This window comes from Streptomyces sp. NPDC036822 (assembly GCF_055609145.1).
In genome coordinates this window covers 28,172-42,221 of sequence record NZ_JBVJPY010000024.1, presented here as the reverse complement: position 1 = coordinate 42,221, position 14,050 = coordinate 28,172, and the positions used below count along the sequence as shown (strand labels likewise).

The window sequence follows — 14,050 nt, the reverse complement described above, 5'->3', positions numbered from 1 at the left end:
CCGCGCTCTGTTCGCCCTGCCCAGTCGCACGGCCCCGTGTCCACCCGAGGCCCAGGCCCTCGGGCAGAGCACAGGCGCGCATCCGACGAGCGCCCTACGGCCGTCGCACGCTCGTCGCCTGCGGCGGACGCGCCTTGGTGAGGGTGCAGACGCCGTCCGCGCACTGGCGCTCCAGTCGGCCGCGAGAGATGGCCTGCGCGAGGCCCACCATCCAGCAGGTCGGGCAGCCGCGGAAGGGGATCAGGGCCAAGGGGGCCGCCAGCAGGGCGGCCGGGCCGAGGACGGGTATCAGGGCGATCGAGCCGATGATCAGCCCGAAGCCGATGGCTCCGCGCGCCAGGTGGCGTGGGACGGACGCGGCGGCGGGGTTACTGCCGGCCGCCGGGGGCGGCGTGGTGGCGCCGCCCTTCCCGTCCTGCGTGCTCTTCACGGTCTTCACGGTGCTGAGTCCCCTCCGGCGGGTGGGTCGTCGGATCGGTCGAGTGCATGGACCGGCGGTCGGTCGGTCGCGTCCAGCGCGTCGCGCAGTGCCGCACGTGCTCTGTGCAGCCGCGATTTCATCGCGGCGTTGCTCAGACCGAGCGCATGCGCGACGGTCCTGCCGGGCAGGCCCTGTACGTCCCGCATGATCAGGACCCGCCGCTGGTCCGGGGGGAGGGAGCCGACCGCGGCCGCGATCCGCTCCGCCTCCAGCCTGTGGAGCACCGCGTCCTCGGCGGACGGTTCCGCGGGGGGCTCCTGTCCGGTGGGCGCCTCGTCGCCGCGTGAGACGAGCAGCCGGACCTGCCGCAGGCATTCGTTGCGCACGATCCGGAACATCCACGAGGCGAGCGCGCCGGTGGCCCGCAGGGTGCCGATCTTCCGGTAGAGGATGATCAGCGCCTCCTGCGCCGCGTCCTCCGCGTCCTGCGGGGAGGCGCACAGCGACAGGGCGAACTTGCGCACGTGCGGCTGCGATTCCATGACGACGGTGGCGAGCGAGGTGACGTCGCCGTTCTGTGCGGCCTTGATCAGCCGCTCGTCCGGCCAGGCGTAGCGTCGGTTCATCTGCTCTCCATCCTCGGAAGGCTCCCCCGCCCACGGCCGGTCAGCCTCGGCTCTTGTAGCGCCGCACCAGGTGCCAGCTGCACGCGCCCACGAGCAGGGCTCCGATCACTACGAGGCCGGTGACCATCATTCGCGTTTCCTCCTGGTTCTGCCGGCCGTTCGGCCGGTACACACACAAGAGGCGGGGAGGCCCGGAAAGGATTCGCCCCAGTCGGAGCCTTGCCGTAAGCCTGGCCGTACGCGCTGCCGCTACGAGGTGCTGTCGGGGCCGGGGCGATCTCGACACGGACCAGAGGACGCGATTCCAGCGCGTGAGGCTGTACGAGGTGCGCGCGGCGGCGGTCGTCGTGGGTGCGCTTCTCCTGTGCGGGCCCGGCGCCGCGTGTCGGCTCGCACCTGTCGGCCCGCCTCAGGTCAGACCCAGGTGTAGTTCGCGTCGGTGACGGGGCCCAGGGCCGCGTCGGTGACGGCGGCGCGGGGGTCGGCGAGGGCGGCGAGGGCGGGGCCGATGGGTGGGAAGAGCGGCAGTTCGGCGGTCTTGCGGTGGTCGATCCACTCGATCACGCCGACCTCGTGACTTCCGTCCGGAAGCTCGTCCAGCTCCCGTTCGGCGAGTGTCGCGCGGACTTGAGGGCTGATGTGGAAGCGGTAGATCAGGTGGAGCTTGCGCGGAGGTGGGGTGGGGCCGGGCCGGGTGACGCGCTGGTCGATGACCCACAAGAGGTCCCCGCCCTCGGCCAGGGCGGTGTCCAGACGGAGCTCCTCGGAGAGTTCACGGGCGAGGGCGGCGTCGAGGTCCTCGCCGTCCTCGACGTTGCCGCCGGGCGGTGTGTAGTGGGTGGAGTCGGCGCGGTCGCGGCGGATGAGGGCGACGTCGGCGCCGCAGAAGACCAGCGCTCCGGTCCGGATCTTGATCCGGGAGAACGGGACGGGTGCCGCAGGGGTGTTCGTCATGGCCGCCAGTATCCCGGCGTGCTGGGCCGGGCGGCGGGGCCGACGGTCGGGGCCGTGGTCGTGCGGTCGCGCGAGGGTGGGGGGTGCTTGTGGTCAGGGGGTGCGGGATCCTGCTCCTCTTGGTGCCACCAGACCCGTCTCATAGGCCAGTACCACGACCTGGGCCCTGCTGGTCAGGTCCAGTTTCGCCATCGTGCGGTTGAGGTGTGTTTTGACCGTGGCCTCGGAGATGAACAGACTCCGCGCGATCTCTGCGTTCGATCTGCCGGTGCCGGCCAGGCGCAGCACCTGCGTCTCGCGGGCTGTGAGCTGCTCGAGCTCCGGTCGCCGGGCGACGGGTTCGCGGGGTGCTGCCGTGCCGGTGAAGGCCTCCACCAGTCGCCGCGTCACGCTCGGTGGGAAGAGGGCGTCCCCTCCGGCGACCGCCGCCACCGCGGCGAGCAGTCGCTTGGGGCCCGTGTCCTTGAGGATGAAGCCGCTCGCGCCCGCGCGTAGGGCGCGGTAGACGTATTCGTCGAGGTCGAAGGTGGTGAGCATCAGAATGCGTGGCGGCGGTTCGGCTCCTTGCGAGGCGTCGGCCAGGATCCGCTGTGCCGCGTCGATGCCGTTCATGCGGGGCATCCGAATGTCCATCAGGATCACGTCGGGCCGCAGCAGGGCCGCCTGGGCGATGGCTTCGTCGCCGTCTGCCGCCTCTCCGGCGACGCCCATGCCGTCGGCTGCCCGCAGCAGCCCGACGATGCCGGCGCGTATCAGGTACTGGTCGTCGACCACGAGTACGCGGGTCGTGATGGCCGACCGCCCCCCTCAGCTGTCGGCCGGCGCCTCTCCCCCTGTGGTGGTGGAGGTCGGCAGTGTCAGCCGTACGTGAAAGCCCCCTTCGGGGCCCGGGCCCGTCGTCACGGCACCGCCGTAGAGCTTGGCGCGTTCGTGCATCCCGATCAAGCCATGGCCACCTCTGGCGTCAACTATGGCCGGATTCATGCCTGGCCCGTCGTCCGTGATGCTCACCAGGAGACGGTCCGGCTGGTAGCGCACCCTCACCACGGCACCGGCCGGCCGGGCGTGTTTGAGCACGTTGGTGAGGGCTTCCTGTACGACCCGGTACGCGCAGAGCTCCATTCCGGGCGGAAGCGTCCGGGGTTTTCCCTCCACGATGAGTTCGACGGGTACTCCCCCGGCGTGCATCCGGGCGGCCATGTCCGCCAGCCCGCCCAGCGTGGGCATGGGAGCGTACGACTCGGGGGCGTTGTCCCCCGCCCGGAGCAGGGTCAGCATCCGCCGCATCTCCTCCAGTGCCTCGCTGGAGGTGTCGGCGATGGTGCCGAGCGCGGTGCGAGCGGTGCGGGGATCGGTGTCGAACACGTAGTCGGCCAGCCCCGACTGCACGGCGATCACCGAGATGTGGTGGGCGATCACGTCGTGGAGTTCGCGGGCGATCCGCGCCTGCTCCTCGGCCACCGCGCGGAGCGCCTTGGCGTCGCGTTTCTCCTGGAGTTGGGCGGCGAGTTCGGCCAGTCGCTCCCCGCGGCGTTCGGACTCGCGCGCGGACTGGCCGAATCTCACCAGCACCGCCGGGACGACGACTCCCAGCGCCGCGGCGGCGGCCACCGAGCCGGCGGGGGCCGCGAACCCCGCGTACACCCAGATGGCGCCGAGTCCCGCGCCGGCGGTGACGGCCGTGCGCAGTGGTCGGGTGGACGCGACGGTATAGAGGGCCAGTTGGGCGGCGAGGCTGTTCACCACCGGCCAGTAGCCGAGCGTGATGTACACCGTCCACAGGGCGAAGACGCCTCCTGTCACCGCCTCCGGGTACCGGTGCCGCCAGCACAGCAGCAGGTGGACGGCGAGCGTCAGCAGGCATCCGGACGCGTCGAGGGGAGGGTAGCCCTCGCCGGTGTCCTGGCGGCCCAGCAGGAGCGCGCAGCCCAGGACGGCCGCGGCGATGCCGGTGTCCAGGGCCAGGGAGGGTCGGGCTATCGGCACCCGCGGACGCTGCATCGGCGCAGCCTACCGGCGGACCGCCGGGGCGGCGTCAACCGTGCGCGGTAGGACGGAAGGCAGGGTCAGCTGCTCCTTCGCGCCCTGCCGCGCGGGGCCTACCGCCAGGGTTTACCCCGGGTCCACCGGCGGGTTGACGCCGGGGACCACGGCTCGCGCGTAGCGTCACGGCATCGCTTGGCAGCCTCCGACAAGCAGTCGGTGGTGTCGGCCCCGAGCCTGGTCGGCACAGCGGCCGCCACGCCGGCTTCGGCACCCCAACCAGAAGGAGACTGATGATCAACGCGCGTCAACCGAACCGCACTCGGTCCGGCAGCAGGACGGTCCGCAACGCCCTCCTCGTCACGGCCGCGGCCGCCTCGGCCCTCGTCCTGGCCGCGCCCTCCGCCGGGGCCGCGGGCGTACCGGGCGGGGCGGGCAGCGCCACCTGGTACTCCAACGGGGACAAGCTCACCATCTGCGACAACGCCTCGGACGGGAAGTCCGTGGTCGTGCAGGTAAGCTTCACGAGCACCTTGAAGTGGCACACCAGCGGAGCCGGCAAGTGCACCGACCGCTCCTACGGAGATCTCGCCGAGGGCTTCAGCTTCTCCTTCAGGGTCTGCCTCGGCGACTACAGCTCCGCGATCTACTACCCCGCCACCTGCAGCGGTTGGGCTCCGGCCGTCGCCTGACGCGGACAGCGGCCGGGCCCGGCGCTCTTCCAACGGCACGGGCCCGTGTCGAGGGGCGCGGGCAGGCATCTTCTGCGCCCCTCTGCCGCAACACAGGGCCATTCCGGCCACTGGCACCACGAGAATCCAACGGGGAGCACCATGCACATCGCCCGCACCACCTGGAAGACCTACGTCCTTGGAAGCGTCGCCGCCTGGGCGCTTCTGTCGTCCACGGGCTGCCAGGCGAGCGACGCGTCCGAGGGGGCGGGGACACCCGCGCCGACCGCCACGAGCGCCTCGGCCGGCCCGGGCAGGTCCAGCACCGGCACCCCCGCCGACGGCGAGACCGGTAAGGAAGGGACCGAGACCACCCGACCCCCTGCCGACACATCGCCCGCAGCCGGCAACGGCTCCGGGACCGTATCCGGCGACAAGAGCACGGCCTGCACCGACGAGAACATCTCGGTCACCGCGAAGGCCGAGCCGCACGACTCGCTCAGGCACCTCACGCTCACCGCGACCAACATCGGCGACAAGACCTGCACCCTCTACAAGTACGCGCTCGTCCGCTTCGACGACGGCTCCTACGACGAGGTCGGTCCGCTCGAATCCCACGCGAAGGCCGTAGCCACGCTCGCACCGGGCGGGAAGGCGTACGCGGGCATGCGGCTCTTCATCGCCGGCGAGGAGACCCGCGCGGTGGAGACGCTGACCCTGGGCTTCCAGGGGCGTGAATCCGCCGACGAGATCGGCTCGCCGATCGACGTCCCGCTGCCCGAGGGGAGCCCCTTCCTGAACATCGGCCCCGCCCCGGGGGTGACCTTCTGGGACACCGACCTCGCGTCGGTGCGGAGGTTCACGTTCGCCCGGTGACGACGCGGGTCGGCGAACGGCTCCCGGGAGAGAGGCCGCCGAGAGGGCGGGATCGACGCACGCACGCGACGGGATGTCCGTACGAGGGAGCGGCCGATCAGGGGGCGTCTGCTTTCGCCGCTGTTCGCAGGTGACTCGACCAGCCCCCAACGCAGCCGCGGCCCGTACCGGGTTCAGGACACCGGGACACCGGTACGCCGGTACGCCACCGCGGTGGACTCTCCAGCTACGGAATGCGCATGGGCCCCCCAACAGCCGGGGCCCCATTTCTTCGTAGCGGGGGCGGGATTCGAACCACGCGACCTCTGGGTTATGAGCCCAGCGAGCTACCGAGCTGCTCCACCCCGCGTCGGTGACACCACCCTGTACAGCGGCACCCGCGCGGCGCTGCCCATTTTCCGGCGTCAGTCGCGGATAACGGCCCGGGTGTGGGGACCGGATGGGCGGTGAAGCCGGCCCGCCCCATGCGTCCGGTCAGTCGGTGGCCGTGAGTGCTGCGCGCGCGGTGGTGAGGATCTCCTCGGAGAGCGGGGAGCCCTTGGTGGCCCGGGACAGGATGAGAGCGCCGAGCATGGTGCACAGGCGGGTCATGCCGTCTTGCTCCTCGGTGGTGAGCCAGTCGGCGAAGTCGCCCACTCCCTGGGTGTAGACGCGGCGCGCCTCGTCGCCGGCGCCGGTGCGAGCGATGTCGGTGGCGAGTGCGGCGACGGGGCAGCCGTCGGCGGGACTGTCGCGGTGCTCGGTGGAGAGGTAGGTGTCGATCACCGCCCGCTGGGCGGCGTCGCGCTGCCCGGCGTACCGGTCGAGCCCGGCCTGGTGGTGCCGGGTGAGTTCGGCGAACGCGTGGGCGGTGGCTTCGTCGACGAGCTCCTCCTTGGACGCGAACTGCTTGTAGAAGCCGCCGTGGGTCAGACCGGCTGCCTTCATGAGGTCGGCGACGCTCAGGTGGATTCCCTGTTCCCGGAGCAGCCGGGAGGCGGTTTCCACGACCCGTCGGCGGTTCTCCTGTGCCTGTGCCTGCGATACGCGGCCCATCGGTCGCCCTCCCGTTTGGATGTCGAGTGAAATCTATTCTAGACTCCCACTTAGATGATGGACATAATCTATTGCGGCGGCCGAAGTGCTGCCCGCAACGGAGGGAGTACTCATGGAGCTGAAGGACGCGGTCGCGGTGGTCACCGGCGCCAACAGGGGGCTCGGGCGGCATCTGGCCGCTCAGCTCGTGGAGCGTGGGGCCAGGGTGTACGCGGCGGCCCGCCGCCCCGAGACGGTGGACGTCCCGGGTGCCGTCCCGCTGCGGCTGGACGTGACGGACGCGGAGTCGATCCGGGCGGCGGCCCGCACGGCCTCCGACGCGACACTCCTGATCAACAACGCGGGCATCTCCACCGGAGCGCCCCTGATCGCGGGCAGCCCGGACGCGGTGCGCCAGGAGATGGAGGTGAACTTCTTCGGCCCGCTGGCCGTGACGCGGGCCTTCACCCCGGCCATCGAGGCCAACGGCGGGGGCGCCGTGCTCAACGTGCTGTCGGTCCTCTCCTGGATGCACCCGGCCGGCCTCGGTTCCTACGCCGCGTCGAAGGCCGCGGCATGGGCGCTGACCGACGCGGCCCGCGAGGAACTGGCACCCCGTGGCATCACCGTGACAGCTCTGCACGTCGGATACATGGACACCGACATGGCCTCCGGCGTCCCCGCCGAGCAGAAGGCCGACCCCGCCGAGGTCGCCGCCCAGGCGCTGTCCGCCATCGAGACGGGCCTGCCCGAAGTCCTCGCCGACGAGATCACCCGGTACGTGAAGCGGAGTCTGGCGACCCCGCCGAACGCGGCGTGAGTGCGCCCGGCCCTCCCCTGGTGTGTCGTCATCGCATCCGCGTCGCACGCCATGGACCAGTGGTCGGGGCCAGAAGTGCTCACACCCCGGCCGAGCCCGGACCGGGCGGAGATCCCGTCCCCTGGGGACGAGAAGCGGAGTGAAGGCGATGAAGACCTATCTGATCGAGAAGTACGGCGACCTGTCCGCGGTGCGCGCCGCCGAGATGCCCGACCCGGAGCCGGGCGCCGACGAGGTCCTCGTCAGGATCCACGCGGCGAGCGTCAACCCGCTCGACTTCAGGATCCGCGACGGTGACTTCAAAAGGATCCTGCCCTACCGCCTCCCCCTCGTCCTGGGCAACGACCTCGCCGGCGTGGTGGTCCGGGTGGGCTCGGCCGTCACCCGGTTCACGGTGGGCGACGAGGTCTACGCCCGGCCCGACAAGGACCGGATCGGTACCTTCGCCGAACTCATCGTCGTCCACCAGGACGACCTGGCCCCCAAGCCGGCCACCCTCTCCATGGCCGAGGCCGCCTCCCTCCCCCTGGTCGCACTGACCTCCTGGCAGGCCCTGGTCGACAGGGCGCAGGTCCGGCCGGGACAGAAGGTCCTGGTGCACGCGGGCTCCGGCGGGGTGGGCACCATCGCCCTGCAGCTGGCCAGGCACCTGGGTGCACAGGTGGCCACCACCGCGAGTGCGGCCAACGCCGACCTGGTCAGGGATCTGGGTGCGGACGTCGTCGTCGACTACCGCACCCAGGACTTCGCGGAGGTCCTGGAGGGCTACGACGTCGTCCTGGATTCCCTGGGCGGCGAGACGCTCGAGAAGTCCCTGCGGGTCCTCAGGCCCGGCGGGAAGGTCATCAGCATCGCCGGGCCCCCCGACGCGGCCTTCGCCCGCGAGCTGGGCGCCCACCCCGTTCTGCGCCAGGCCATGAACGCGCTGAGCTTCCGGACCCGGCGCCGCGCCCGGCGCCGGGGCGTCACGTACTCCTTCCTGTTCATGAAGGCTCACGGCGACCAGTTGCGCGAGATCACCCGGCTCGTCGACGCCGGGGAGATCCGGCCCGTCGTCGACCGCGTCTTCCCCTTCGCCCAAACCCGCGAGGCGATGGAGTACGCCGAGAAGGGCCGGCCCAAGGCCGGCAAGGTCGTCATCGCGATGGTGTGAGGACCGGCCCGGCACGACAGGGCGGGGACCGTACATCTGAGGGCGCCGACCGACCGTCCGCTTCGGGCAGGCGCGCCGCTGCGGCGAGCGAACGGCGCCGGCGCGGGCGGTCAGCCGCGGCCCGGCGGCACCGGGTCGCGAAAGCCCCGGCGGCGGGCCGCACCGGGCCGGCAGCGCAGCAGGCGCCCCAGGATCAGCCGGGCGCCGCGCAGGGCGCCGTGGCGGTGGAGCGCCTGCACCGCGAAGGTGGAGCAGGTCGGGGTGTACGGGCAACACGCCGGCCGGGTCGGGCTGACCGCGACACGGTAGTGGCGTACGGACCGGTACATCACGGCGGCCACCCGCCCGGCCGGAGGCGGCGCAGCGGGATCCGTGCCGTGGCCGGCAGCCGTGAGCGAGGGGCGCAGAAGGGCCAGCAGCAGAGCTGCCTGCGTCCCCACGCCGCCGCAGCAGCAGGGGTGCATCAGCGTGTCGAGCGTGCTCGCGCAGCAGCCCTCGCCGTCTTCGTTCTTCCCCCGACCGCGCACATCGCTTCGCGCCACTGCCTGCCCCCGTCCCGATGGAGAATGATCATACAAAGGGACGGGGTCACGAGGCTGCCGGTTCCGGGCCCGAGCGCGGTGACGGGGTGGCGGCCGGTGTACGCACTTGGCCGCGGGCCGCTTCCCGCTCGAGCAGCTCAAAGCGCTTCTGAGAGAGCGCGACGACCCCCGCCACCTGGAACGCTTCGACAGGCGGGGGGAGGCACCCCGAGCCGGCGCAGCGATCCCTCGTAGCCGAGCCCCGAGCGTCCATCCCACCTGAAGAGCGCCTCTCGCCTCGCGTGCCCCTTCCAGGGCGGCGCGGGCGGTGGTGAGCGCCGCGGTGTCGTCGTAGGCGCGGTGGTTGGGAGACCAGGCGAGGAAGTTGAGGTGGACGGCCTCGTCCCGCCTGTTGCCGAGGGGCCACCCTGGAAGTGATGTCACATCCATCATGACAGGTCAGAGGGGGTTTTCGTAGGAGGAACGGCACAGGTGACCAGCCTTGTTCGGTCCACTCCGGAACACTCAGAATCAGCGACATGAATCACTCGAGGAAAGTCGATCAGGACGACATCGCGCGGGCCCGGACCGTGCTGCTCGCGTCCGGACGCCGCACGCCGCGCGAGGAAGTCGACGCCTACCGGGTGCTCGCCCAGGTCAGCCCCACCTCGTACCTGCCGCTGCTGGCCAGGGCGCTGCAACGTCTCAGCTACGAGGGAAGTTTCGCCAAGGATCATGCGGCCTCTCTCCCGCTGCGCGAGGAGGCGGTGGCCGCAGCGCGGTCCATCGATCCGGCTGAAACGGCCCGTGGCGATGTTCTGTACGAGGCCCTCAACACGTGTCAGAGAGCGCTGTACGGCCTGGGGCGACGCGCCGAAGGACTCGCCATGCGCGCCGAGATGCTCGCCATCGGCCGTGCACAGGCCGAACTGTCCGGAGACCTTGAGGTCAAAGGCCTTCACGAGTGGGCTGCCGGTCTCTCCGAGGAAGGCAGGTATGCCGAGGCTGCCGATGCCATGACCGAGCTCGTCGCAGCGATCCCGCCCGACGGGCCCGGCAGTTACGGTCGTACGTGGTCACTCGTGGAGTGGATCGCCGCTCTCCATGACGCCGGCCGGTCCGACGAAGCACTCGCCGGCTACGAGAGCCTCGTCGGCGGAAAAGGGGCCGCAGCCGCTCACGACCGTTGTCTGAGTGCCGGCCATCTCTACTCGCTCGTCGGGTACGCACACATGCTCGACATCCATGGCCGAGGCAAGCAGGCGGCCCTCGTGCGGCAAGAGGCGCTCGCCGTTCTGACGCATGCGGCCGCTCACGGTGAGGGGAAGTCGTGCGGTAGTCATGACACGTCGTTCTGGGCGGTGCTGCTGTCCTTGTCGGGCGCCGAAAGCGACCGGCCGGCGCCCGATGGGCCGCGTCCACCTTCGGGGACGGCACCTACACAATGGTCGCCCGATGCCAAGCTGCGCTGCTTCGACAGCCGCCATGCTCTCCGTACAGAGGTCGATGCACTTCTTCCGCTGGCCACCGAGGATCCGGACCAGCACCTCGCCGAACTGGTCCGCCTGCATCGCCTCCTCACCGTCCGCTCCGCGGTCTACTGGGAGAACTGCACCCACCTGTTCGCGGGACACGTGCGCTCCCGGTTCGACGACGGGGTGGACCTGGCCCTCGGGCTGGCTCGACACGACCCGGCACACGGAACGCGAACACTGGCGAGGATCCTGATCGACCGATCGACCTTCCACACCGCCACCGGCGAGCACGGACGCGCCCTCGATGACTTCCGTCAAGCCCTGGCCTGCCTCGGCGAGGCCAGCTGAACTCACGTCACCCCACGAGGCTCCCTGCCGACTCCACCGACGCTTTGAACACAAGCCAGACCACTCCTCCGTCTACCGACGACTCACCTAGTGAAACGACGCCCAAGGAGCCTCCGGAAAACCCGTTGGCGGAGCACGGCGACCGTTGCTAATCTCCCCGAGGCCGTGCGAGAGAACAAGGAGGTGGTACCCGTGAACGCTCCATCGACATGGGTGCTCCCCTCCGGGGTCACGGTCGGGCGATAGGTCGTCCGGGAGCGCCCTTCCAGGGCACTTCCGAAAGGCACGACCATGCTCTTCACCTCCGAACAGCGCCTCGACGACGGCGTCATCGAGCGCGAATTCACCCTCGGCGACACCCCCGGCACCTTGTGGAGACCGGCACCGGAATCCGCCGCACCGGTGCCGCTGATCCTTATGGCTCACAACAACGGCCTGCCGAAGGCGGATCCCCGGCTCGTGGCCCGGGCCCGGTACACCGCGGCGCGCGGGTACGCGGTGGCCACCATCGATGCCGTCGGATGCGGTGACCGCCCCCGTTCCACGGCGGAGGAGCGGGCCCGCGCCGAGTTCCGGCGGGCGATGCAGGCCGGTGGGCCGGTCGACGAGGTCTTCGAGTCCTTCATCGGCCCGCTGGTCGAGAACGCGGTCCCGGAGTGGCAGACCGCGCTGGACGCCCTTCTTGAGCTGCCCGGGATCGGTGGCCCGGTCGGCTACTCCGGAGGGTGGACCGCCCTCGGCATTCGGCTGGCGGTGGTCGAGCCGCGCATCGCGGCCGCGGGCTTCTTCGCCGGGGGTTACGTGCCCCGTGCCCAGCGCGACGAGGCCCGGCAGCTCACCCTTCCGGTGCTGTTCCTGTTGCAGTGGGACGACGAGGGCAACCCCCGGCAACGGGCCCTGGATCTGTTCGACGCCTTCGGCAGCAAGGAGAAGACGCTGCACGCCAATCTGGGAGGTCACACCGGAACGCCGTGGTTCGAGCTGGAGGACGGGTGCCGGTTCCTGGACCGGCACCTGAAGTGAGGCACTTCGAGCCCACCGCAGGACGGGGGTGCGGAGGACGGAGCGGTGGCCCAGCCGGTGTTCGCACTGGTGCCACGGTCGTTGTGACGTGGCCTCGGCGCCCTCGACCGCCGGCTGTCCGATCGCCCCTGCTCCCCCGCCCTCACCCGGTGGGCGAACAGCGCCTACGACCGCGACCGCAACGCGCTCGACCAGTACGGCCCGCACTGGAGCGGGGGCAGCGGGACCACCCACTACCGCTGCCAGCACAGCGCCCTCGACCTCTTCAACGCCGCCACGGGTGAGCAGGGCGCCGTCCCGCCTTCTCGTTGCAAGGAGGCGCCCTGTCCGGAACAGGGCGCCTCACCCTCACGCAGGCCGACCACACCCTCCTGATCGGGCGCGTACGCGCCGAGAGAAGACGATCAGTGCTCGCAGAGGGAGAATTCTCGCTCGTAAAGCTGCTCGTTGTGTTCGTCGACGAAGAACTTGCGTTCCCGCATGAGCTGTTCGCGGTATTCCTTGGCCTGTTCCAGCGTCATGGTCGAGGTTACGGCCCATGGTTGCTGCGGAGGAACATCCGAGGTCGAAACGATCTTTTCCGACGGGTCGACCAGGAAGAACGCCACTATCTTGCGATGTCCGGGGCGGGTGGGGTCCGCGAGGCGGAAGGAGCCGACACGGTGCTGCAGGATGTTCGGCCACGCCAGGCAGCGGCCGGCCGGCGTCGACGTCGACCCCAGCAGCTGGTTCAGCGCGTCTTCGTCCTCCAGGCCGTAGACCTCACGCAGACCGTTGTCGTCGTTCTGTTCGTAGTTCGGATCGTCGAGTGCCGCCCGGAAACTCAGTCGGCTTTCGGTGATGTTCTCGCTGTCCCAATAGTAGATACCGGTCGAGACGATCCGCTCGTTCAGCATTCCCTCGATATGCCAGGAACCGCCGGCGTACTCGGGCTTTTCCGGGGTGAGGTGAATAGTGGCGAGCTTGACGATGACCTGGAGACCGCGGCCTCGCAGGTCGACGCGGGTGGACTCGTCGGGCAACTCGGGCGGTGTGAAGACAGGGGCGTCCGGGACGACCGGGCGGCGGTTCTCCCACCAGTTGTCGTGGGCCTCTTCCCATGCACGGAGGGCTTCCTTGTAGGCCTCGTCCTCACTGTAGGAGTCTTCGTCCGGATACTCGGGTTCCGAGTCGTACCATCCGTAGGGATCGGCCTCGATCCGCGGGGGCCTCGGATGGCGCAGATCGGTGAGCACGTTCTCCAGCAGCGGGCGCATGCGCGCGAACACGTCCGGCAGGACGGAGGTCAGTGCGTGATGCTTCTCGGGGTGGACGTTGTTGACGTACGAACGGAACACGACATCGCCGACCTCACTGACGTCGACGTCCGTGGGGAGCCACTGGAACTTCTCCGAGAATTCGTACTTCGAGTAGCGGTTCGTCGGGTTCTGCCACACGCGCTCGGGCGCACCGCTCACCTCTCTCACCAGACAGAACAGTGAGGGATGCACCAGATCCAGCACTTGGCCGTCGGATCCGGGATGCCAGTCCCGCTCTGCTTCGGGGACCTGTTCCAAATCCCGAACCGCCTCGCGCAGCCGGGATCGGAGCTTCTCGTCGATCAGTGCGTCCGACTGCCACACCCCGTCGACGGAGGAGACCTCGACGCCGGTTCGTGCGTCCCGGAGCGCGGCATAATGCACGAGTTCGGCAAGCACGTAGCGAACCTGTGCTTCGGTGAGGCCCTGGTCGACCGCTTCTTGCGTCCACCTGGCGACGATGTCGGCATCGTTCATCTTCTCGAACCATTCCGGCTTGGCCCGAATGTGTGCGCTGCACTGCATCATCTGCAGTTCCCTCAGCGTTCGGTGAGTCGCGAACGAGAGGGAGCGGGAAGCGTGGAAGGGCAGCGGGAAAGCAGACAGGCTGGTCAATTCTCTGGATCCTCGTCGTCGGTGCGCGGTGGCGGGAACGATACGTCAGCGGGCTGACACCGCAGCCGTGGTCCCTGCCATCGCCGGTGCGCCGCGAGCCACCTGACGGCCCGCCCGCTCTCCCGGGAGCGGCACTGGTCACCGGCCGCCCTCTCGCTCCTGACTTTCGGTCGGCTGTCAGCCGTCGGCGGATACCTGGCGTCGCGGACCTCGGCGGGAAGGTGGGCACGGCGGGCGGCCGCTGCGGGGGGG

At 70.2% G+C, this 14,050-nt stretch carries 14 protein-coding genes and 1 tRNA gene; 6 read left to right on the top strand and 9 right to left on the bottom strand.

Translation table 11 applies throughout. The features are described from left to right. Positions 1-94: 94 nt before the first annotated feature. The 5 genes from ACZ68P_RS32690 to ACZ68P_RS32670 form a co-directional block, all read right to left on the bottom strand. Complete coding sequence (locus ACZ68P_RS32690; protein ID WP_471012609.1) at positions 95-430, bottom strand: hypothetical protein; 336 nt, start codon at positions 428-430, stop codon at positions 95-97. A 5-nt stretch (positions 431-435) separates the two neighbouring features. Continuing rightward, a complete protein-coding gene (locus tag ACZ68P_RS32685; protein ID WP_471012607.1) occupies positions 436-1,047 on the bottom strand; it encodes an RNA polymerase sigma factor in 612 nt (203 codons plus the stop codon). A 414-nt stretch (positions 1,048-1,461) separates the two neighbouring features. Continuing rightward, positions 1,462-2,001: an NUDIX hydrolase gene (locus tag ACZ68P_RS32680; RefSeq protein WP_471012606.1), complete on the bottom strand. Its 540-nt coding sequence runs from the start codon at positions 1,999-2,001 to the stop codon at positions 1,462-1,464. Positions 2,002-2,094: 93 nt separating this feature from the next. After that, a complete protein-coding gene (locus ACZ68P_RS32675) occupies positions 2,095-2,775 on the bottom strand; it encodes a response regulator (RefSeq protein WP_471012604.1) in 681 nt (226 codons plus the stop codon). A 33-nt stretch (positions 2,776-2,808) separates the two neighbouring features. After that, a complete protein-coding gene (locus ACZ68P_RS32670; protein ID WP_471012603.1) occupies positions 2,809-4,002 on the bottom strand; it encodes a sensor histidine kinase in 1,194 nt (397 codons plus the stop codon). A 275-nt stretch (positions 4,003-4,277) separates the two neighbouring features. On the opposite strand from ACZ68P_RS32670, the gene ACZ68P_RS32665 reads away from it, so the two are divergent. Together ACZ68P_RS32665 and ACZ68P_RS32660 are read left to right on the top strand one after the other, a co-directional pair. Continuing rightward, positions 4,278-4,676 carry a hypothetical protein gene (locus ACZ68P_RS32665; RefSeq protein WP_471012601.1) on the top strand — a complete coding sequence of 133 codons (399 nt, stop codon included), beginning with the start codon at positions 4,278-4,280 and terminating at the stop codon, positions 4,674-4,676. 141 nt (positions 4,677-4,817) lie between these two features. Next, positions 4,818-5,531 (top strand): DUF4232 domain-containing protein, encoded by a 714-nt coding sequence (locus tag ACZ68P_RS32660; protein WP_471012599.1) that lies wholly within the window; start codon positions 4,818-4,820, stop codon positions 5,529-5,531. A 274-nt stretch (positions 5,532-5,805) separates the two neighbouring features. Here ACZ68P_RS32660 and ACZ68P_RS32655 read toward each other — a convergent pair. Next, a tRNA-Met gene (locus ACZ68P_RS32655) sits at positions 5,806-5,880 on the bottom strand. A 125-nt stretch (positions 5,881-6,005) separates the two neighbouring features. Beyond that, positions 6,006-6,566: a TetR/AcrR family transcriptional regulator gene (locus ACZ68P_RS32650; protein WP_471012597.1), complete on the bottom strand. Its 561-nt coding sequence runs from the start codon at positions 6,564-6,566 to the stop codon at positions 6,006-6,008. Positions 6,567-6,678: 112 nt separating this feature from the next. Here ACZ68P_RS32650 and ACZ68P_RS32645 point away from each other — a divergent pair, with 112 nt between their 5' ends. Beyond that, complete coding sequence (locus ACZ68P_RS32645; protein ID WP_471012593.1) at positions 6,679-7,365, top strand: SDR family oxidoreductase; 687 nt, start codon at positions 6,679-6,681, stop codon at positions 7,363-7,365. 148 nt (positions 7,366-7,513) lie between these two features. Continuing rightward, positions 7,514-8,518 (top strand): NADP-dependent oxidoreductase, encoded by a 1,005-nt coding sequence (locus tag ACZ68P_RS32640; RefSeq protein ID WP_471012591.1) that lies wholly within the window; start codon positions 7,514-7,516, stop codon positions 8,516-8,518. Positions 8,519-8,628: 110 nt separating this feature from the next. On the opposite strand, the gene yidD is transcribed toward ACZ68P_RS32640, so the two are convergent. Beyond that, positions 8,629-9,060 (bottom strand): membrane protein insertion efficiency factor YidD, encoded by a 432-nt coding sequence (yidD, locus tag ACZ68P_RS32635; RefSeq protein ID WP_471012589.1) that lies wholly within the window; start codon positions 9,058-9,060, stop codon positions 8,629-8,631. Between the two features lie 518 nt (positions 9,061-9,578). On the opposite strand from yidD, the gene ACZ68P_RS32630 reads away from it, so the two are divergent. Beyond that, positions 9,579-10,862, top strand: a complete 1,284-nt coding sequence (locus tag ACZ68P_RS32630) for a hypothetical protein (protein WP_471012588.1) — start codon at positions 9,579-9,581, stop codon at positions 10,860-10,862. 291 nt (positions 10,863-11,153) lie between these two features. Then, positions 11,154-11,885 carry a dienelactone hydrolase family protein gene (locus ACZ68P_RS32625; RefSeq protein ID WP_471012587.1) on the top strand — a complete coding sequence of 244 codons (732 nt, stop codon included), beginning with the start codon at positions 11,154-11,156 and terminating at the stop codon, positions 11,883-11,885. A 404-nt stretch (positions 11,886-12,289) separates the two neighbouring features. On the opposite strand, the gene ACZ68P_RS32620 is transcribed toward ACZ68P_RS32625, so the two are convergent. Further along, positions 12,290-13,798: a DUF4246 domain-containing protein gene (locus ACZ68P_RS32620; RefSeq protein ID WP_471012584.1), complete on the bottom strand. Its 1,509-nt coding sequence runs from the start codon at positions 13,796-13,798 to the stop codon at positions 12,290-12,292. Between the last annotated feature and the right edge of the window lie 252 nt (positions 13,799-14,050).

Coding starts and splice junctions, on each gene's coding strand:
- ACZ68P_RS32625 (WP_471012587.1), top strand. CDS start 11,154: ATGCTCTTCACCTCCGAACAGCGCCTCGACGACGGCGTCATCGAGCGC.
- ACZ68P_RS32680 (WP_471012606.1), bottom strand. CDS start 2,001: ATGACGAACACCCCTGCGGCACCCGTCCCGTTCTCCCGGATCAAGATC.
- ACZ68P_RS32660 (WP_471012599.1), top strand. CDS start 4,818: ATGCACATCGCCCGCACCACCTGGAAGACCTACGTCCTTGGAAGCGTC.
- ACZ68P_RS32640 (WP_471012591.1), top strand. CDS start 7,514: ATGAAGACCTATCTGATCGAGAAGTACGGCGACCTGTCCGCGGTGCGC.
- ACZ68P_RS32685 (WP_471012607.1), bottom strand. CDS start 1,047: ATGAACCGACGCTACGCCTGGCCGGACGAGCGGCTGATCAAGGCCGCA.
- ACZ68P_RS32670 (WP_471012603.1), bottom strand. CDS start 4,002: ATGCAGCGTCCGCGGGTGCCGATAGCCCGACCCTCCCTGGCCCTGGAC.
- ACZ68P_RS32665 (WP_471012601.1), top strand. CDS start 4,278: ATGATCAACGCGCGTCAACCGAACCGCACTCGGTCCGGCAGCAGGACG.
- ACZ68P_RS32645 (WP_471012593.1), top strand. CDS start 6,679: ATGGAGCTGAAGGACGCGGTCGCGGTGGTCACCGGCGCCAACAGGGGG.
- ACZ68P_RS32650 (WP_471012597.1), bottom strand. CDS start 6,566: ATGGGCCGCGTATCGCAGGCACAGGCACAGGAGAACCGCCGACGGGTC.
- ACZ68P_RS32630 (WP_471012588.1), top strand. CDS start 9,579: ATGAATCACTCGAGGAAAGTCGATCAGGACGACATCGCGCGGGCCCGG.